We start from the raw sequence: 18,869 nt of genomic DNA on the forward strand, positions 1-18,869 counted from the left end.
CAACATAACTCCGGTCTGCCGCCATAGGTTTTGCTTATGGCGTAGGCACAGCAACGTTCGGCCGCGGAGAGGCGACAATAGCCGAGGGAGCCCAAATGGATTTTCCGTTTAGACGGAGCGAATGCCCTGCGGATGGCTGCGCATCAACTTTTCCACGACCGTGAGAAGCACGGATCGCGTCGCCAAGGCGGGCTCCGAGAGCGGAAGGTGATCGGACACACACAACGAAACGGTCGCCTCGATGGCGGGACGAACGAGCCTCCGGACCTCAATGCTGCCAAAGCTCGATGCGCTGGCGGCCACGGACGCCGGCAGGATGGTCGAGCCAAGCCCTTCGGTGACCGCCGCTCCGAGCGCCGACACGGATTCGATTTCCGAGGCGACATTCGGCGTCACCCGCGCCCGCGCCAGCGATTCGTCGATCAGGCGTCGGAGGAAATGGCCCTGGCTCGGCAGCAGCAACTTGACGTCGGCGAGCGCCGAAAGCGGGAGCGGCTCATCCGCCTGCTTCTTCACCGTCGGATCAACTCGGGAGACCAAATACAGCTCCTCCCGAAACAACGGCTGAAGCTTGACGCCCTTGATGGGACCGGAGCCGTAGATCATGGCCATATCCATCTTGCCGGTCATGATGAGCTCGCTGAGCACATGGCCGAAACTATCGTTGATATGGACGATGATCTGCGGATGCAGCGCCGACATCTCCTTCAGGATCGGCAGCGACAACGTGCTCGATGCCGAATAGGTCGCGAGACCGATGGAAACGCGCCCGGCCAACGCCTTGGTTGATTGATCGATGTCGATCTGGGCCTGCTCGATCTGCTTCAGGAGCAGTTGGGCATGGCGATAGAGAATGAGCCCCGCTTCGGTCGGGACGATGCCGTGATTGCTGCGCAGAAGCAGCTTGTGCTTGAAATGGCTTTCAAGAGCAGCGATCTGCTGCGACAGCGCCGGCTGTGCGGTCCGCAATAGGCCGGCGGCGCGCGAAACGCTGCCGGCGTCAACGACTTTGACAAAGCTCTTCAGCTTCCTGAAATCGACGCTCATAGGGGCCGAACGCTGGTCCTGAAAAAACAGTCTGGAGCGGCACTATCCTTTATCTAGCCTATTGATTTCAATGAGATTCTTGCCGATACGGCCCGGTTTTCGGATGCAGCCGCGCGCCCCGCGCTCAGGATAGCGCCTTGCAGGCCTTCTCGATGCGGTCGCAGGCTTCCTTGATCGCCTCCATCGAGGTCGCAATCGACAAACGGAAATACGGCGAGAGCCCGTAAGCCGTGCCCTGCACGGCCGCCACGCCGACGTCGTCTCAGCAGATAGAGCACGAAATCGAGATCGTTCTTGATCACCTTGCCGTCCGGCGTGGTCTTGCCGATGACCCCGGCGCATCCGGGATGAGATAGAACGCCCCATCCGGCACGAGACAGGACAGGCCTGGGATCGCATTCAGCCGTGCGCACGCGTAGTCGCGACGTTCCCTGTAGAGCTTGACGCTATTGCGCACGAACGATTGGTCGCTGGTGAGCGCATGGGCGGCAGCCGCCTGGCTGATCGATGAGGGGCAAGACGAGATCTGCGACTGCAGCTTGTTGATCGCGGCAATCAAAGGCGCCGGGCCCGCGGCGTAGCCGATCCGCCATCCGGTCATGGCATAGGTCTTGGAGACACCGTTGGCGAGCAGAACGCGTTCCTTCAGGGCGGGGACGGCAGCCGCCAACGTGGTTGCCGGCTCGTCGCGGTACCAGATCTGGTCATAGATGTCGTCGGAGAGCACCATCACATTCGGATGGCGCAGCAGCACTTCGCCGAGCGCCTGCAGGTCCGATCGCGAATACGCCGCGCCCGTCGGATTGGAGGGCGCATTGAGGATCAGCCAGCGGGTTTTCGGCGTGATGGCGGCCTCGAGCGCCTCCGCCGTCAGCTTGAAGCCTTGGTTTTCGGAGCAGCGCACGATGACCGGCTTGCCATCGTTGGCAATGACCATGTCGGGATAGGAGACCCAATAGGGTGCGGGGATGATGACTTCCGTCCCCTCCTCCACGCTCGCCATCAGCGCAAGAAACAGGATCTGCTTCGCGCCGCCGCCGACGCAGATCTCGTTGTCTGCGTATTCCAATCCAAGGCGCCGCTTGTAGTCGGCGACGATCGCCTTGCGCAGCGCGACGGTGCCGTTCACCGCGGTGTATTTCGTCTCTCCGCGGTCGATCGCCTCATGCGCCGCTGTCTTGACGTGATCGGGCGTGTCGAAATCCGGCTCGCCGATCGCCATGTCGATGATGTCGCGTCCGGCCGCCTTCAGCTCGCGAACCCGCGCGGAAGCTGCCGTCGTGGGGGAGATCTTGATGCGCGAGACGCGCGCAGCCGGCACGAAAATCGTCACTTTGGTCGTCCTTTGGGTTTCGAATGTGTCCGCGCCCGCTCGCGGCGAACGCCGTGAATTCTAGTGCTCGACCTCGATTTCGCCGCGCATGCGGCCCGTGAGGAACAGCTCGCCGAGCTCGTCGTGGGTGATATCCGCAGGCCTGCCGTCCCAGATCACCTTGCCGAGGCGCAGGATGACGGCGCGCTGGGCGACCTCCATGGCCTTCTTGGTGTTCTGCTCGACGAGCAGGATGGTCTGACCGCTCGCGTTGATGCGGAGCAGCTCGTCGAAGACAATCCCGATAGCGCTCGGCGAAAGTCCCACGGACGGCTCGTCGACCAGCAGAATCTTGGGCGCTGAAGCACGGCCATGGCCACCTCCAGCAATTGCTGCTCGCCGCCGGACATATTTCCGGCGAGCGTATTGCGTCGTGTCTTCAGGATCGGGAACAGGTCGTAGACATAGTCCCGCTCGGCCCTCACCTGACTGTCACGCAACGTATAGGCGGCCATCTGGAGATTTTCGTCCACGGTCATCACGGGAAAGTTGCAGCGCCCCTGCGGCACCCACGAAATGCCCTCCGCCAGGATCGCGCGCGACTTGTAGGATGTGATCTCCTTGCCACGCCAGTTGATGCTGCCGCCCTTGATGGTCGTCATGCCATAGAGCGTCTTCAAGAGCGTCGACTTGCCGGCGCCGTTCGGGCCCATTAGCGCCACGAACTGCCCCTGGGGAACGTCGAGATCGACGCCGTTGAGGATGTCGAGCAAGCCGTAGCCGGCGCGCAATCCCTTGATCGAGAGTGAGGGTTCAGCCACCGAGATAGGCCTCCCGGACCGCCTGGTTCTGGACGATGTCGTCCGGCGTGCCTTCCGCAAGTTTGCGCCCCTGGTCGAGCACGACGACGCGCTTGCAGAGGCTCGTCACCACGTCGATATTGTGCTCGATGATGAGAAAACTGACGCCGAAGGAGGTGTTGGCGAGACGGATGCTCTCGACCACGCGCTCGATTAGCTTCGGATTGATACCGGCCATCGGCTCATCGAGCAGAATGAGTTTTGGCTCCGGCATTAGCATGGAGGCGAACTGGATCAGCTTCTGCTGACCGCCCGACAGCTTACCCGCCAGCTGGAATCGCACGTCCCAGAGGCCGGCGATCTTGATCAGCTCTCGCGCGCGCTCCCGCAGCGCCGCGAACTCGATTGCGGGCCGCGGATCCGACGCCGAAGGTCGACCAGATGCCGGGGAAGGTGAACATCTGGCCGGCGATGACGAGATTCTCCTCGACGTCCAGCGCGCCGAATACCACCGTCTTCTGGAACGAGCGCAGCATGCGACCTTCGCGGGCGATGTCGTTCAGCGAACAGCCCGTGATGTCCTGACCATCGAGCTTCACCGCCCCCGCGTTGGGCTTGGCGAGCCCCGTCACGCAATCGAAGAAGGTGGACTTGCCGGAGCCGTTTGGGCCGATGAGTCCGCAAATCTCTCCGCGGTCCACGTGAAGGTCGACCCCGTCGACCGCACGAATGGCGCCGTAAGACTTGCAGAGGCCGGAGATGTCGAGGATCGGGAGCCCGGTCATTTGCGCCTCTCGAGGAAGGACCAGAAACGGCCGATGAGCGGCGCGAACCCGCTCGGAAACCAGAAGACGAGCCCGAGCAGGAAGAAGCCATAGGCGATCATGCGCAGCTCCGGCGTCACGCGAAGTGCTTCCGTGAGCCCGACGAACAGCAGGCTGCCGAAGATGACGCCCGAAATGGTCCCCGCCCCGCCGCCGAGCACGATGATCAGCATCGTCGTCGAATAGTACATCTGGAAGGTGAGCGGGCTGACGACGGTCAGGTAGTGCGCATAGAGACTGCCACCGAGGCCGGCGAAGGCGGCGCTGATCATGAACACGACCAGCTTGTAGTGCCAGGTCGGGATGCCGACGGATTCAGCCAGCGTTTCGTTCTCGCGGATCGCGATCATGTTCCGCCCCGCCGGCGAGCGAACGATGAGGTAGGCGAGCAGCGTGGCAATCGCGGCGATGGCCAGGACCAGATAATAGAAGCCGACCGTGCCGGAGACGGTGAACGAAGCCGGCCCCAGCGCAAAGTAGGGCTTGGGAATGGCCGCCAACCCCATGTCGCCGCGCGTCAGGCTGATCCAGTTCTTGGCGATGGCTTGGCCGATGATGACGAAACCCAGCGTGCACATCACGAACGACGTCGCGCGCAGCCGTAGCGCCGGAATGCCGAGCGGCAGCGCAATGGCACCGGCCGCAAGTCCCGCGGCCAGGAAGTTCACATAGAAAGGTGTGCCGAAATGCACCGCGAGCAGCGCGGACGTGTAGGCGCCGATGCCGAAGAAGGCGGCTTGCGCCAGCGACAGCAGCCCGGTATAGCCGAGCAGCAGGTTGAGCCCGTGCGCCGGCAACAGGAAGATCAGCGCGATGATCATCGCGTGCAACGGATAGTTGCCGAGAAATAGCGGCGCGACACAGGTCAGCGCCGCGAGCGCGAGACCGACGGGAAGGCGGAGATCCCGTCCCGTCGTCGCGGCTGAGAGTTCAGCGGGCGTCATGTTCGGCTCTCGGGCGATCTCGCTCACCTGTCATCACCCCCGATCTAGAAGCGCGCCTGCGCGGAAAAGAGCCCGTGGGGACGCCACATCAAGATCAGCATCAGGGTCGCAAAGCCGACCGTGTCGCGGAATTGCAGGCCGACATAGGTGGCGACCAGGCTCTCGGCGATACCAAGGATCATGGCGGCGACGAACGTGCCGCGCACGTTGCCGAGCCCACCCATGATGATGATCGGCAGCGTCTTGAAGGTGATCAGCTCGCCCATGCCGCCGTAGACGCTCACGTTCACCGGCGCCGTCAGCACGCCCGAAAGCGCGGCAAGACAGGCTCCGAGGATGAACGTCCACAGCGCGATGTGGCGAACATCGATACCCACCACCGCGCAGCACTCGATGTTCTGGGAGACCGCGCGCATGGCCTTGCCCATCCGGCTGTAGGTGACCATCAACTCGAGCCCGACGAACACGATCAGACCGACGATGATGATCAGAATACGCTGTTCGGCCAGGGTGAAGCCAAGAACGCTCACCGGCTCGATGTAACCGCCGGAGAAGAACTTGTAGCTGCCGCCGAACAGCAGGATGACCGTGTTCTGCAGGATCAGCGCGACGCCGAGCGTGGCGAGAACGCCGGCTTCGGCCGGCGCGCCTACTATCCGCTGCATCACGAAGTTGCCGACCACGACGGCGATGACCGCCGTCGCAACCACGCCGATCACGACCGCGACCGGATAGGGCAGATCGAAATAGTCTATCGCGAACCAGGCCCCGAAGGTCCCGAGCATGTAGTATTCGCCGTGGGCGAAATTGATGGCTCGCAGGACGCCGAAGATCATCGTCATGCCGACGGCAACGATCGCGTAGACCGATCCGGAAACGATGCCGTTAACGACCTGTTCGATGATCGTGTAGAACATGGGGCCACCGTTTCGCGGGCTTACTTGGGATAGTCAATCTCGGCCTTGTAGGCGCCCTTGATCACGGGCTTGCCGCCCTCGATCTCGACTAGGATCATCGGCAGGCGCGCCTGGTTGTGATCGTCGAAGGAGACCTCGCCGACCGCGCTATCATAGTGGATGCCGGAGAGTGCGGCCCGGACTTTCTCGCGATCGATGCTCTTGGCCTGCTCGATCGCCTTGGCGAGCAGGTGCACCGTCTCCCAATGCACGTAAGCGTGATTGTTGGGAGCCTCGCGGTATTCGGCCGTGAACTTCTCGACGAAGGCCTTGCTCTTCGGAGAGTCGTACCCCGGAAGCCAGGCTGCGGCCTCGATCGCCCCCTCCATCGCCTTCGGCGCGGCCTTGATGGTGCTCGCGGTATTGAACTCGGCATTGCCGATCAACGGGATCTTGCCTGCGATCCCGACTTCAATCATCTGGCGCCCGACGATGGGCGCGGAATCGGCATTGCCGTACATGATGATGGCCTGAGCGCCGGAATCGCGGATCTTGGAGAGCACGCTGCGGAAATCCACCTCGCCCTCCTTGTAATAGTCTTCCGTCAGGATCTCGCTCTTGAAGCGCGGCAGGTATTTCTTGGTGAACTGAATGGCGGCGCGGCCGTAGTCGCTGTCGACCGAGAGCACGGCGTATTTGGTGTATCCCTTCTTCTCGGCCGCGTATTGCAGCACGAGCAGTGAGCGGTTCTCGTCGGTCGGATAGTTACGGAAGGTCCATTTGAAGCCACCGACGCCCGCCTTGTAGGTGATCATCGGGTTGGACGAGGCCGCGTTGAGAAGCAGGACGCCGGCGTCCTCGACGACCGGCTGCATGGCCAGCGTCACGGAACTCGAGACGTCGCCAATAATGAAGTCGACCTGATCCTGATCGATCAGACGGCGGGTCGCCGAGACACCCTCGACCGGCGTGCCCTGGCTGTCCCCCGGCATGACATTGATCTTGCGTCCGCCCACGCCGCCCGCATCGTTGATTTCCTTTGCAGCCATCTGGGCGCCGCGCAGCGAAAAGGCCCCGTACCGGGCGTTCGGGCCGCTCATCGGCGCGACGAGACCCAGCCTGACCGCGCCATCTTCGCTTCGCGCTGCAAAGGCGCCGGAGGAAGCGGTCTGGAGTCCAATCAGCGCGGCTCCGATGCAAAACCCACGTCGGCTCAACTCGATCGTCATTTCCCCGCTCCGCTGCTGCTACCAAATGATGCGACCGCGAACCCCGCCACTTCAGTGGTCTTGCCCTTGGAATTTTTTGTTGCGGCCGACGGCAAAAAATAGATTTACGTTTGATGACAGGGGAAGCACGACTGTAGTCTGCCGCCATAGCGAATTCTTATGGCCGTCCGGGGCCTCGGGACGGGCGTTGGTCCCGGCTGCGGTCTAAACTCTGCTCCCGCGCGTTGATCTTCACAATGCTTTCGGATTGGCTGAGGCGACCGGCCGAAATTGGCAACGGCGGAGTCAAAACCTGCTTGATTTTCAACGAAAAAGCTCACGTTTCGAAAACGGACAAAATGCTTTGCAGCAAATTCGATAGCTTGGTAGCCGTTTCGAAATGAAGAAGCCGCCTTTGCGGAGCGGATCAACTGCCAAAGGTTGGCGAGCCCGCGCGCCCGCCGACCCGGAAGAAGAACGCGTCAGCACGTGACCTTCCCACCTTCCCAAGCGCCGTTGCTGGCCGTGACCATGGCCTGGATCAGTCCCGCCCCACTCCCAGAGTTGCGATGGGCGCGTGTGAGCGCCCATCAGCCAAGTATGAGGATCCCGCGCGCCGCTTTTCAGCGCAGGATTTCCTGCAGCACCTCGCCGTCGACCTGGCGGGGCTTGACATCGAGGAGCCGCATGATCGTCGGCGCCACGTCGACGTTGCGCATGCGCGAGATCGTGGTCCTCGGGCGGATCTGCGGGCCGACGGCGATGAAGGTCGCGCTCATCTCCGTCAGCTCGGGATCGTGGCCATGGGCACCGTAGAAGTTCGGCATCGACAGCGTGGTCGTCGCCGCATTGAATGGCGCATCACCGAGGCGGGCGACGCCGGGGTTCTGGATGCCGTCGAAGTTGTAGCCCGGAGCCATCAGCGCGAACACATCGCCAAAATCCTGGCTGATGGTCTTGCTAGTGCACAGCCCGGTACCGTCTTCGCAGTGCAGCGGCCGGGTTTCGACCACCGTGAATATCCGCCCGTTCCTAAGCGAAAAGTTGAACCGCGAGTTGGGATCGACCGCGTTCTTCACCGCGTCGGCGATCTGCGTCACCAGCGCGTTGTAGGTCGCCGGATCGACGGTGCCGCCCTGCTCGCGGTTCTGCAGATTGACGTAGATATTGACCGCCGGCCCCGAGGTGCGGATCGCCACCTTGCTGGTGTCGATGCCGGCATTGTGCAAAATGTTGGTCATGCTCACCGAGGTGTGGAACGGTGCGAAGCCGTGATCCGACACCACGAAGATGTTGCTGTCACGGCCCGCAGCATCGATGATCCGCTTCACCGCCGCGTCGGCGGTCTGATAGGCGAAGCGGATGTAGGACGCGTACCGCGCGACCTTGGCGGGATCCTGGTTGTCGCCGATCGAGTTCGGGTCGGTCGAGCTGGTGCCCTGGCGGCTGTCGGTGAGCAGGAACTGGTGCTCGGAGCCGTCGGGCTGCTCGATGTAGACCATCACCAGGTCGGCGTCGGGATGCTTGCGGATCGCGTGCTCGGCGATGTTCGCCTGGTAGCGCACGAAGGTCTTCACCATGTCCTCATACATCGCCTCGATCTCGGTATCGGGGAAGTTGGTGAAGCCCGGACTCAGCCGCTCCGGAATGCGGAAGTCGGCCTGCGGACGCCAGAACCCGATATTGTTGTTAATGTCGTCAACATCGGCCAGCACCGCCGCGTTGCGCGGGATGAAGTTGGCGCCGTAGCGGGCAAAGCGCACGACCGACAGATCGGGCGCAAGCGCCGAGACGAAGTATGCGGCACCGACCTTGGCCCCGCTGCCCTCGAAGAAGAACGGCGCATTCGCGCTGCCGACCTTGGCGTAGGCCGGTCCGGTCGACGGCGCGTGGAAAGGTCCTGCCGTGATGCCGCCAGTCGTGTCGAAGAACACCAGGGTATCGTAGTTCACCGTGTTGTCATTGGTGGTATCGAGCGCCGCCACCCGGATCGCATACTTGACGTCGAACGTGGCGGCATTGGTGCAGGTCGCGGTCGGTGCCGACGCGCACGAGAGCGTCTCGATCGCCGTCGGCGTCGCCAGCACCGGGCTGAACGAGAAGTGGCCAGCCACCTGGAGCGCCGCGGCGATCGCAGGATCGGGCGCGAAGTCGGCCTGGGACAGCGAAAAGCCCCGCGCCCCGATGCCGCCAAACGCCCCGAATGGCACGGTGTAGTCGGTGACGCGGGTCGGCTGGGCTGACTGCACGACCGTGTTGTTGATGGAGATGTCGGCGCCGTCGCTGCCCGGCCACGTCGCGGTGATCACCTTCTTGCCCTGCTGACGCAGCTGTACCCACAGCGGCACGGCTGTCGGCTGCGACGTAGGACCGAGCGGGCTCAGGCGATAGCCGCCGATCGGCGCCCCGAAGCCGCTGATGCTTGATGAGATCGGCGCGACGATCGCCTGGAAAGTGTTCGAGGGAATGTCGTTATGAACGGCCGTCGAGCCGGTGGCGATCTCGATGTGCGACACTGCCGTGAGCGACGGCGAGGCAGTCACGTTCTGCTCCGCAATCGCGCCATGATGGCTCAGCCACGCCAGGCCGCCGTCACGCGGCAGCACGCCCTCTTTGATAAATTTCTGAATGAAGTCGGGCTTGGCACCGTCGAGCGAGATCAGCACCACCCGCCGCGGCTTGCGGCCATGGCCATGCTGGTCGTTGCCATCATCGGCGCGGGCCGGTGCCGCAACGCCGTTCAGTGATAGAGCAAGCGACATCACCGTTATCGAGACAAAGGTCTTTAAATTCATAACAACGCCCCATGTTCGCTGCGCGACTACGTGGATTTGTCGGGAACGAGAGGCAATGATTAACGGGCTCGCCTAACGCGCATGTGACGTTCAGGCGATGTGCGTAAGTGGCGGCGACGCCGCCGCGAGCTGGCAAGGTGCGCAACAAATTCGGCTGTTCGAATATAATTGCGGCCGGATGGAAAAACGCATTGACGACCAAGTCAAATCCTGCGTGAAGTCTCATGCCCCGCACTCGGTCGGGGAAGGCCTCTCGCACCTCTTTGCAATCTTTTTCCCATGATCACAGCCGTCAGCTTCGCCTTCCTTGGCATCGCAGGCGCTGGGCTTGCATGGATCGACCTGCGGCGCGGCATTATTCCCAACTGGCTAAATCTTGCGCTTGCGGTGGCCGGGTTTGTCAGGAGCGCGATCCTCAATGGCGGGACCGCTGCATTCAGCGCCGCCGCGCAAGCTGTCATCGTTGGCGCGGTCATATGGCTGCTGCGTCGATTTTATTTCATGCTTCGGCAAGTTCAGGGGCTTGGTCTCGGCGACGTCAAGCTGCTTGCTGCGTCCACCATCTGGATCGGCATTGTGGGCGTTCCGACGCAGCTCCTTATTGCGTCGTTGTCCGCACTCGCGGCGGCTGGTGCGATGCAGTTCGCGGGCAAAACCATGACACGGCAGACGTCGCTTCCATTCGGTCCTTTTCTTGTTTTTGGCCTGGTGTTCACGCTCGCGCTTCAGCAGGCCGACTGGATTGATTAGTCCTGTTCGGCTCGGTCCGGCGGCTTTTGGCTTCCCTGCGCAATCGTGCTCTCAGCTTGGACACGGGCAGGTGCGGCCGGTCCGGTCCCGGGCTGCGGCAGGTTCAGCGTTGCGCTCTGCTCGTCGCGCACGAGCGTGACCTCGCGGCCGTGCACTGAGCGCAGCTTCCAGCCCTGATACTCCTCGCCTAGCCTGAGGCGCATAGCCGCCCTGGTGGTATGATCGACAAAAATCGCAAAACTCTGATCATCGCCGGCGATCGTGCCCACCAACGATAGTGGCGGACGCTCCATCGGCGGCGGCTTGGGCGGCGGCGGTGGCGGTCTTGTCGCCGGCACCGCGGCAACCGCTGGCGGCGGTGGTCGCCGCGACGGCGAAAAGACCGGCCGCTCGCGCGTGTTCGACAAGGAGGTGAGCGGGATCGCCCACAGCGGATTAGCGCTCACCGCACGTTCTGGTGCTGAGGGGACCTGGGTGGGCATCATGGGCGTGACCACAGCTCCGGGAGTGGCGTGATTATCCCAGGGTGACGGATCGGAGACTATTCCCGTGCGGCCCGGACCGGGGGCATCAGCGCCGGAAAAATCCGTCGGCAACGCCAAAGCCAAGCCTGGGACGGCGAGCGCAGACGCCAGCAACAAGGTGGCGCAAAGCGAATGTGGTCCCGTCGCGGCGTGCTTTTTCATTTACTACCTCGCCACTGGCCAGAGACAGCGAGCAACACCCGCAACTTTCCTTCGCCGGAACCAGAGAAACTGGACGGCGATTGCACGACCAGCTGATCGACAAACAGGAACGGCATGCCGGCCTCCAGATCGTACAGCAATTGCTGCAGGCCAGGCTGATCAATCTCGCAGCTTGCGATCATGGATAAGAAATCGGCCTTCGTGCCCTTCAGGTCGACCTGGGAAGATAACACGTTACCGCCGAGCCTGGTCACCGCAGCAGTGACGCGCTGCAAGAGCGCGGCGCCTGCAATCGTCACGGTCGTACCTTCAAGGAATGGCGAGCCGGATCGCGCCGCAGCGGCGGCATCCAGGGCGCGCGCGGACATAGGCCGTCGTCCTTCGAGTTGTTCGAGCATCGCTGCCGATGCCGCGACTTCGGCGCGCTCACCAAGCAAATCGGCCATCGAGCTTGCAATCACGAACACCAACAGAGCCGCGATTGTGAAGTAGAGTGCTGCTGCGGGGAACGGTCTGGACAACAATTTCAGCAAGGTTGCTGTCTGATTCATGAGCCGTCCCCGAAGTAAGGCGTCATGCGAGCCTCGATGTGGAAGCGTTCACCCGGATCGCTTTGGCCTCGCGTGGTCGGCGCAAAGAAAGTGGCGCGGGTGAAGTGCGGCGACTGCTCGATCAACCGGATCAATGACGGTGCATCCTGCGTCATTCCGACCACCTGCATCTTGTCGCCTTCGACCCGCAGCTCGGTCACATAGGTGGTATCCGGCAACACACGCGATACTGCCTCGAGCACCACCACACTCGATGGGGTCGTCTGCTTGAGCTTGGCAAGCAATGTCTCCGCCGATCCGCCCGTTTGGTTGATCCGCAAGGCGGCGCGACGTTGCGCGATGTGTTGCTGCAGCTCGTGCTGCTCCGCGTCGAGCATGCCACCGACATAGGTGGACACAATAAGCGAGGCCGCCGCCCCTGCTGCCGCGAGGCCCAACCCGAGCCGCAATAGCCTGGGCACATCGACCGTGCGGCCGGCGCCGCTCGGCTGAGCCTCGAACAGCCTGATGCGCGTCCCCTCGCTTTCCGCCTCGTGGAGGTCGACCAGACCAGCCACGGATGAAACGCGGAGATCGCCGGCCAGTCTAACCAGCGGCTCGATCTTTTGTCTTGACGTTGCCGCCAACATCAGTCCGATCCGTTCATTCGCGAGCGGGGCCGGCGGACTGGTGCCGAACACGGCGTCGCTCGCGGTCCATGGCGTCAGACGATCGATCTGCGTCCGGATCATGCCGTCAAGAAAATCCGCCGCCTGTTTTGGGAAATCGAGCGGACGGACCAGCACGTGATCCCGCCTCATCACGATATCGAGTTGGCTGCCACGTAGCGCGGCTGCCCACTCAGGCGGCACAGCAGGTTCGGGACGGTTCTGCACCAGCCGGAACGACAGCTCAGGCAGGCTCGCGCCCGTTCCCGTCGAAGTGACCCGCGCGGTGAAGCCGTTCCCCTGCCCCTCGATCAAGACGATCTGCCGCCGTCGCACAAGCTTCGCACCGACCGCATCGATTGCGGCCGCCACAGCTGCCATCCACGTCGCAAACAACTCCTTGAGTTCCGAAATCATCGGTCACAGCTTTCTGTAGGCTTGCGAGCTCACATCGCCTTGCCACGACAGCACTCGATAGAGCTCCGTGTCGCCACCCAACCTGATCACCATCTCAGAGGCCGTGTGGCGGCCGTTGGGAAAGCGGATTAAAGTCAGGATGCGATAGGCCTTGCTCTTTTCTGCGTTAGCGCTCGCCCTGGCCGGGCCAAGCGCTGCCGCGATGGCGCTGCGGTCACTTCCGATTTGCGCACGCTCACTGAGAAATTGTTTGAGGATCAGCGGCGTCATGCCGGGCAAGGCCGCTATCACTTCCGGCGCCGCAATGGTTGCGTCGATGCCCTCCGCGCCGCTAAACACGGTGACAAAGGGCAGCGCACGCTGCACGAGTGCCGGGGCCAGACCGAGCACCAGGCCGAGCTCATTGACATGCGCGAAGGGCGCCTGACGCGGCGAGTAGGCGCGGCCCGCGGCGCGATAGAGCGCTTCTTCATTTGCGGCGGTCTGCGCCGTCGCGCGGCTCCGCCAGGCGACGATGCGCTCAGCGCCCTCGCGAGCATCCTCGGCCGCCGCACCAAGCGCGGAGAGAAGCCCCTCGAGCAGTTCCTTGGGCGCTCTGTTGAGATCGACGCGGGAGGTCTCCGCAATAAAAGATACCGCGAGATCGGCGCCATTCAGCCGCATGCGAAAGGCGCCTTGCATCGGACGCGCCTCTTCGGCGCCGAGCTGCAATCGATAGGCTGTCAGTTCAGCGCTTGCAGATACCAGCGCCTCCGTCTGCAAGGCAACGTCGTTGAGCGAAAGCGCGCGCGCCGAGCTTGACAGGTAGGCCGAGAAGATCATCGCAAGCGCGGCAAGTGCTGCCACTAGCCATAGCACGGCCACCAGCACGAACCCTTGCTGGGAGGAACGCCCTGCGCTGTGCCCGGCCAACCCCGTCACGATCCGTCCTGCTTTCTTCCGGCGCTACTGGCGCCGCCATTGTTCTTCGCCCCCTCATCCGCGCTTTCCTTGACCGCATCGTCCGCATCGCCTGCCGCTGCATCGATGTGGACCGGCGCCACCGAGGAAGCTGACAACATCCGCCCGGTCGCGCCATCGCGTATCGTCAGCATGATCGTGACCGGCAACTTTTCCTGCCCCTTCCAGCTGTCCCGGAAAACGCGATCCGGACCGGCGTAAGAGAAAGACAGGCGCAACGGAGAGCGCAGCAGCACCACCGGATCGGACAGATGTATCTGCTCAGACGGCGACGCGCCGGCCGGCAATGGCCCGAAGGGCGCGCGGGAGCGCACGGTCACCATCCGGCCCCGATCGTCGGCTTCCCCGATCCGCACGACGTCGAGCCCGATGCCGCTGTTGGGACCGAGCGCCGTGCGCACGAAGGTGAGCGCGAATGCCGAGCCGTCGAACAGCGGCCGCGGCAGCTCGCGGCTGGCCGGCACGAATTCGGCGGCCGCAAGATCGCCAGCGATCCGCTGAATGGCGATGCCGACCTGCTCGGTCTCTTGAACGCGGTCGATGCCGCGATTCCAGTTCGGCAGCCACTGTGCCGTGATGTTCGCAAGCGCCGAGAGTATGAGCCCGGTCAGTGCAAGTGCCACCAGCGCCTCGATCAGCGAAAATCCCGATTGGCCGCTCTCTGTATTCCTGCTCATGTTCGATGCTGCGGCCTCGGTATCAAGCGCACGGTTTCGATGTCGACCGTCGCCCCGCTGGCTGCGCGGACGCGAATCCTGACCAGTTCGGGTATCCAGGCCACCCGCTCGTCGTTGGCCTCCCAGCCGCCGGCAAGCGGGCTGACATCGACCTGCCAACGGTAGTTGCGGAGCTGGCCGGACAAGCTGCCGGGACTGATGTCCTTGCGCGGCGGAATGGCCGTCGCCAATACGGTCTGCGCGGTTTGCATCAACGCCAAGTGATCCTCCAGCGCCCGCACGCTCCGGGCGTTGGTCGACATGACCGATCCGATCGCCATGATGCTGCCAGCAACGACCGCAAGCGCGATCAGCACCTCGATGATGGTGAAGCCGGCCTCATTCCGGTCAATTGGCGATTTTGGAGCGGGAGACAATTTCGATTCTTCCGGTCAGCCAGTTGACGCGAATTTCATAAGCCGTGTCGAGCCGCGCGAGTGCGATCGTGCCACCACAGGACATGCCGTCGGCAAAGAAGCTGATGGTCGAAAGCGCAGGCCGCTGGCGACAGGTCTGCGGCAGCAGCGCGTCGAGACGAACGTCATCGGGAACCCGGATGATCCTGCCGGATGCGCCGGATCGGATCGCGCGGGAGGGCGCGTCGACCGTCGTCGCAACATTGGCGCCGCGTGCCACTGCGGCATTTCGATCGCCTTTGAGCAAGGTTGCCGTTTCCAGCGCGTAGGCCTGCAGGCGAGAGCGCGAGGTGTGACGGGGCACAAACGGCATCAGCACGGAAGCGAGCATCGCGATCAGTGCAATGACACACACCATTTCGAGCAGCGTAAAGCCACGTTGCGGCGTATCATTCATTGCTCGCGCTCGTCATGTTGTTCAGCGAGATATCCGCGGCGGCAGCGCTGCCTCCTTCCTGGCCGTCGGAGCCGTAGGAGATGATGTCGTAGGCGCTGTGCTCACCCGGCGCGCGGTAGACGTAGGGGTGATTCCATGGATCGTTCGGAACTACGCTGCCCTTCAGGTAAGGACCGTTCCAGGCGGCAACACCGGGCGTCCGGCGCACCAGGGCGGTCAGCCCTTCCGCGGTTGACGGGTAGCGGCCGGTGTCGAGATTGAACAGGTCGAGCGCGCTGGCAAAGCTCTGCATCTGGATCTTCGCCGCCTTGACCTTGGACTCGCTCAGATAATTCAGCACCCGTGGGCCGATCAGGCCCATGATCAAGCCGATGATGGTGATGACGACAAGCATCTCGACCAGCGTGAAGCCCTGCTCGCCGTGCCTGCGCGCATCCCCAATGGCACACTGCGCAATTCTGACCGAAGGCTGCTTCGACATGGCGACTAGTCCTCACATTCATCCGACGAGTTGCGTGACCGACAGAAGGGCTGTCATCACGGAGACAATCAGCCCGCCGACAACGGCGCTGATTGTCACGATTGCCAGCGGCCCGATGATGCCGACGATGCGGTCGAGGCTGCGCTGCAGTTTGGCTTCGTAAAATTCCGCCACGCGACCGGCGAGCGTCGGCAACTGGCCGGTTTCCTCGCCGAGCCGCAGCATGCGAAGTGCCATCGGCGGCAGGCTCATCGAAGCCGAAAGCGCTTCGGACAGTTTGCCGCCGTGCCGCACGCGGTCGGCGGCCTCGCTCCACGCGTCGACCTCTCCGGTCACCGCCATGATGTCGACCAGGATGCGCAGGCTCGCGGTCAGGCTGACGCCGCTGCCGAGCAGGACGCCGAGATTGCGACAGAAGAGGCTCGTCCGGTAATAGCCGAAGATGCCGGCGATGCCCGGCATTCGCGCCAGGCCGCCGATGACGCCGGTTCTCGTCCCTGGTCGACGCGGCAGAGTCCACGCCGCGGCAACCAGGGCTGCGCTCGCCAGCATTAGCGCCGTGCCGTTCGCGCGCATGAACTCCGAAATCGAGATAAACATGCCGAGCGCAGAGTCCGACCTGCTGCCGAAGTCCTGCAGCACGCTGGAAAATTGCGGGAGCACGAACAACATGAAGAACAGCATGACGCCGATGGCTGCAATCAGCACGAAGAGCGGATATTGCATGGCATCGGCAAGCCTGCGGCGCATCTGTTCGGCGCGCGCGCGCTCGGTACCGAGCATCTCCAGGACCTGATCCAACGTACCCGACAGTTCACCCACCCGCACCAGCGCGACATACATCCGCGGAAACAGCGCGGGGTGCGTCGCCACCGCATCAGCCAGGCTCTCCCCGCTCAGCAGCGCACCCCGCAGCTTGCCCACCACCGGCCGGAGGCGGCCGACATCGGCGTCGCTCGCGAGCAGTTCAAGCGCATCGTCGAGGCGCGCGCCCGCTTTCAGCAACAGCGCAAGATCGCGGGTGAAGGTCGTCACTTCCGCCGCGCTCGGCTTGTTGAACCGACCCCAGCCTCCGGACGAGGCGATGCGCTTCTCCTCGACGGTTTCGATCGGCAGCAAGCGAAGATACTCGATCCGGGCCGCGACCTCAGCGGCAGTCGGCGCCGAGATCGTGCCGTTTACCAATTCGCCGGTTTGCGTCAGTGCTCGGTAGCGGAAATTTGGCACGAGCTATCTCACGGTCGTAACGCGCAGGATTTCCGCAGGCGAGGTCACTCCAGCGCGGCACTTGGCGATTCCGTCGTCGAGCATCGTGGTCATGCCGGCGCGAATGGCAGCCTGATCGATCCTGAGTCCGTCAGCGTTGTCTCCGATCAGTTCGCGCAGCTCGTTATCGAGCTCGAGGATCTCGAACACTCCGAGCCGACCACGATAGCCTAGGCCGGCGCAGCGTTCGCACCCGCGCGGTTGATGAATCGTCTCGCCTTCCTTGAAGCCAAGCGAGACAAGCCGTGGATCTTCGGCGAGGTCATCCCCGCTCAAGACGATCGGCGCTTTGCAGCGATCGCAGAGCTGGCGAACAAGACGTTGCGCGATGACCGCCCGCAAGGTCGAGCGCAACAAATACCCTTCGACGCCGAGGTCGAGCAGGCGTGGTACCGCCGCAGCTGCCGTTTCGGTGTGCAGGGTCGTGAGAACGAGGTGCCCCGTCAGCGCCGCATGGACAGCGACATGTGCAGTTTCGGAGTCGCGCACCTCACCGACCATGATGACGTCGGGGTCCTGGCGCACGAAAGAGCGCAGTGCGTTCGCAAAGGTCAACCCGATCACAGGCTTTACCTGCGACTGATTGACACCCGGGATTTCATATTCGACCGGATCCTCGATCGTCAGAATTTTGCGGATCGGCTCATTCAGTACCGACAAGATAGTGGCGAGCGTTGTGGTCTTGCCGCTGCCGGTCGGTCCGGTGATAACGACCATGCCATGGGGCAGCTTCAAAAGTCGCCTCAGCTTGGCTTCGTCGGTCGGCGCGAAACCGAGCTTATCGATCACCAGCAGCCCGCGATCTTTCGGCAGGATGCGGATCACGGCGGACTCGCCGTGCTGGGTAGGCATGATCGCCACACGGATATCGATGTCACCGCGGCTGACGCGCAGGCGCGCGGCGCCGTCCTGCGGCAGGCGGCGTTCGGCAATATTGAGGCTAGCGATTATCTTGATACGCGAGATCACAGCTTGCGGCAGCACGCCAGTGGGAGCCGCAATGGGCCGCAGCATGCCGTCGATCCTCAGCCGGACCACAAGGCCAGCCAGAAACGGCTCGATGTGGATATCGCTCGCCCTGAGCTCGATGGCCTTTTCGAGCAGGTCATTGACCGCGCGCACGACGGGGGCGCCGCTTGCGAGATCGCGCAGGCTCTCGATGTCATCCTCGCGCAGCTGGCGAAGACTGCCCGCCTCATCCCGGCCGCTCAGAACCTCGTCCGAAAGCTGTCGGTCCAGGACAATACCGAGATCTTCGAATGAGGCTGCGGTAATCTGAAGGTCGGGACCCAGCACGATTTCGGCTGCCCGCCTTGCCGCCTGATCGCCCGGATCGGCCATGGCGAGCTCAACGCTGTCTTCCGTCGTCCGATCAGGGATAGACCAGCGTTTCCCGAAGAAACCGCTGCGAGAACGCGGCGGTCAGTGGCGTGGATGCCAGCAAGTCCTGCAGCGTCACGCGTTTGAGGCCAAAAAAACGAGCCGCCTCGTCGGCGAATTCGCCGGCCGACAGATCGGTAGCCTCCCAAAGCTTGACCTGTGCGCCGGAGGGCAAGCTGGCTTGCTGACCGTCGCCCGGGTGGCGGCCCCCGCTCTCCTGCTCAGCCTCTTGTGCCTGAGGCATTTTCAGGTGCCGAGCCCGGCGAAGATGCTCGACGAAATGCGATGAGTAATGACCGGTCATGCCTGTTTCCAGTCAAACTCCTGGCGTGAGCGAATAAGAATAAAGAGGCGCCAGCGCTGCCAATGATCGCCG

18 protein-coding genes and 3 pseudogenes are annotated in these 18,869 nt (G+C 63.1%); 2 read left to right on the top strand and 19 right to left on the bottom strand.

Annotated features, from left to right (window positions below; genetic code table 11):
- Positions 1-108: 108 nt before the first annotated feature.
- The 9 genes and pseudogenes from nac to ACSKB8_RS36390 form a co-directional block, all read right to left on the bottom strand.
- Complete coding sequence (gene nac / locus ACSKB8_RS36350) at positions 109-1,047, bottom strand: nitrogen assimilation transcriptional regulator NAC (RefSeq protein ID WP_438109353.1); 939 nt, start codon at positions 1,045-1,047, stop codon at positions 109-111.
- A gap of 124 nt (positions 1,048-1,171) precedes the next feature.
- Positions 1,172-1,297: a hypothetical protein gene (locus tag ACSKB8_RS36355; RefSeq protein ID WP_438109354.1), complete on the bottom strand. Its 126-nt coding sequence runs from the start codon at positions 1,295-1,297 to the stop codon at positions 1,172-1,174.
- 48 nt (positions 1,298-1,345) lie between these two features.
- Positions 1,346-2,380, bottom strand: coding sequence for an aminotransferase class I/II-fold pyridoxal phosphate-dependent enzyme (locus ACSKB8_RS36360; RefSeq protein WP_438109355.1), 1,035 nt, complete (start codon positions 2,378-2,380; stop codon positions 1,346-1,348).
- A gap of 60 nt (positions 2,381-2,440) precedes the next feature.
- Positions 2,441-3,180: pseudogene (locus ACSKB8_RS36365) on the bottom strand (branched-chain amino acid ABC transporter ATP-binding protein).
- Positions 3,173-3,944 (bottom strand): annotated as a pseudogene (locus tag ACSKB8_RS36370) (ABC transporter ATP-binding protein). Before ACSKB8_RS36370 ends, ACSKB8_RS36365 begins: the two co-directional pseudogenes overlap by 8 nt.
- Positions 3,941-4,927 carry a branched-chain amino acid ABC transporter permease gene (locus ACSKB8_RS36375; protein WP_438110807.1) on the bottom strand — a complete coding sequence of 329 codons (987 nt, stop codon included), beginning with the start codon at positions 4,925-4,927 and terminating at the stop codon, positions 3,941-3,943. Before ACSKB8_RS36375 ends, ACSKB8_RS36370 begins: the two are co-directional and overlap by 4 nt.
- Before the next feature lie 44 nt (positions 4,928-4,971).
- The gene (locus ACSKB8_RS36380; protein ID WP_370986662.1) at positions 4,972-5,844 is read right to left on the bottom strand and encodes a branched-chain amino acid ABC transporter permease; all 873 of its coding nucleotides are present in this window, start codon (positions 5,842-5,844) and stop codon (positions 4,972-4,974) included.
- A gap of 20 nt (positions 5,845-5,864) precedes the next feature.
- Positions 5,865-7,052 carry an ABC transporter substrate-binding protein gene (locus ACSKB8_RS36385; protein ID WP_370986661.1) on the bottom strand — a complete coding sequence of 396 codons (1,188 nt, stop codon included), beginning with the start codon at positions 7,050-7,052 and terminating at the stop codon, positions 5,865-5,867.
- Positions 7,053-7,654: 602 nt separating this feature from the next.
- Positions 7,655-9,826 carry an alkaline phosphatase family protein gene (locus ACSKB8_RS36390; RefSeq protein ID WP_438109356.1) on the bottom strand — a complete coding sequence of 724 codons (2,172 nt, stop codon included), beginning with the start codon at positions 9,824-9,826 and terminating at the stop codon, positions 7,655-7,657.
- 279 nt (positions 9,827-10,105) lie between these two features.
- On the opposite strand from ACSKB8_RS36390, the gene ACSKB8_RS36395 reads away from it, so the two are divergent.
- Entirely contained in the window at positions 10,106-10,576 is a 471-nt protein-coding gene (locus ACSKB8_RS36395) for a prepilin peptidase (protein ID WP_438109357.1), read from the top strand.
- Here ACSKB8_RS36395 and ACSKB8_RS36400 read toward each other — a convergent pair.
- Positions 10,573-10,779, bottom strand: a complete 207-nt coding sequence (locus ACSKB8_RS36400) for a hypothetical protein (RefSeq protein WP_438109358.1) — start codon at positions 10,777-10,779, stop codon at positions 10,573-10,575. The two genes, ACSKB8_RS36395 and ACSKB8_RS36400, sit on opposite strands and share 4 nt — an antisense overlap.
- Positions 10,780-10,837: 58 nt before the next feature.
- Between ACSKB8_RS36400 and ACSKB8_RS36405 the strand changes: the two genes are divergently transcribed.
- The gene (locus ACSKB8_RS36405) at positions 10,838-11,092 is read left to right on the top strand and encodes a hypothetical protein (protein WP_438109359.1); all 255 of its coding nucleotides are present in this window, start codon (positions 10,838-10,840) and stop codon (positions 11,090-11,092) included.
- 166 nt (positions 11,093-11,258) lie between these two features.
- Here the strand turns inward: ACSKB8_RS36405 and gspM are convergent, their stop codons facing one another.
- From gspM to ACSKB8_RS36450, 9 genes and pseudogenes are all read right to left on the bottom strand, one after another.
- Positions 11,259-11,813, bottom strand: a complete 555-nt coding sequence (gspM, locus tag ACSKB8_RS36410) for a type II secretion system protein GspM (RefSeq protein ID WP_438109360.1) — start codon at positions 11,811-11,813, stop codon at positions 11,259-11,261.
- A complete protein-coding gene (locus tag ACSKB8_RS36415) occupies positions 11,810-12,877 on the bottom strand; it encodes a PilN domain-containing protein (RefSeq protein WP_438109361.1) in 1,068 nt (355 codons plus the stop codon). Before ACSKB8_RS36415 ends, gspM begins: the two co-directional genes overlap by 4 nt.
- 3 nt (positions 12,878-12,880) lie before the next feature.
- Positions 12,881-13,747: a general secretion pathway protein GspK gene (locus ACSKB8_RS36420; RefSeq protein ID WP_438109362.1), complete on the bottom strand. Its 867-nt coding sequence runs from the start codon at positions 13,745-13,747 to the stop codon at positions 12,881-12,883.
- Between the two features lie 47 nt (positions 13,748-13,794).
- Positions 13,795-14,514: a PulJ/GspJ family protein gene (locus ACSKB8_RS36425; protein WP_438109363.1), complete on the bottom strand. Its 720-nt coding sequence runs from the start codon at positions 14,512-14,514 to the stop codon at positions 13,795-13,797.
- Positions 14,511-14,930 carry a PulJ/GspJ family protein gene (locus ACSKB8_RS36430; protein WP_438109364.1) on the bottom strand — a complete coding sequence of 140 codons (420 nt, stop codon included), beginning with the start codon at positions 14,928-14,930 and terminating at the stop codon, positions 14,511-14,513. Before ACSKB8_RS36430 ends, ACSKB8_RS36425 begins: the two co-directional genes overlap by 4 nt.
- Positions 14,902-15,366: a pilus assembly FimT family protein gene (locus ACSKB8_RS36435; protein ID WP_438109365.1), complete on the bottom strand. Its 465-nt coding sequence runs from the start codon at positions 15,364-15,366 to the stop codon at positions 14,902-14,904. The genes ACSKB8_RS36430 and ACSKB8_RS36435 overlap by 29 nt, the downstream gene beginning before the upstream one ends.
- Positions 15,359-15,847, bottom strand: a complete 489-nt coding sequence (gene gspG, locus ACSKB8_RS36440) for a type II secretion system major pseudopilin GspG (protein ID WP_438109366.1) — start codon at positions 15,845-15,847, stop codon at positions 15,359-15,361. Before gspG ends, ACSKB8_RS36435 begins: the two co-directional genes overlap by 8 nt.
- An 18-nt stretch (positions 15,848-15,865) precedes the next feature.
- Positions 15,866-17,074 (bottom strand): type II secretion system F family protein, encoded by a 1,209-nt coding sequence (locus tag ACSKB8_RS36445; RefSeq protein ID WP_438109367.1) that lies wholly within the window; start codon positions 17,072-17,074, stop codon positions 15,866-15,868.
- A gap of 3 nt (positions 17,075-17,077) precedes the next feature.
- A pseudogene (locus tag ACSKB8_RS36450) lies at positions 17,078-18,797 on the bottom strand (GspE/PulE family protein).
- Positions 18,798-18,869: the final 72 nt, after the last annotated feature.

The sequence above is a fragment of the Bradyrhizobium sp. BR 1432 genome, from assembly GCF_051547705.1.
GTDB lineage: Bacteria > Pseudomonadota > Alphaproteobacteria > Rhizobiales > Xanthobacteraceae > Bradyrhizobium > Bradyrhizobium zhanjiangense.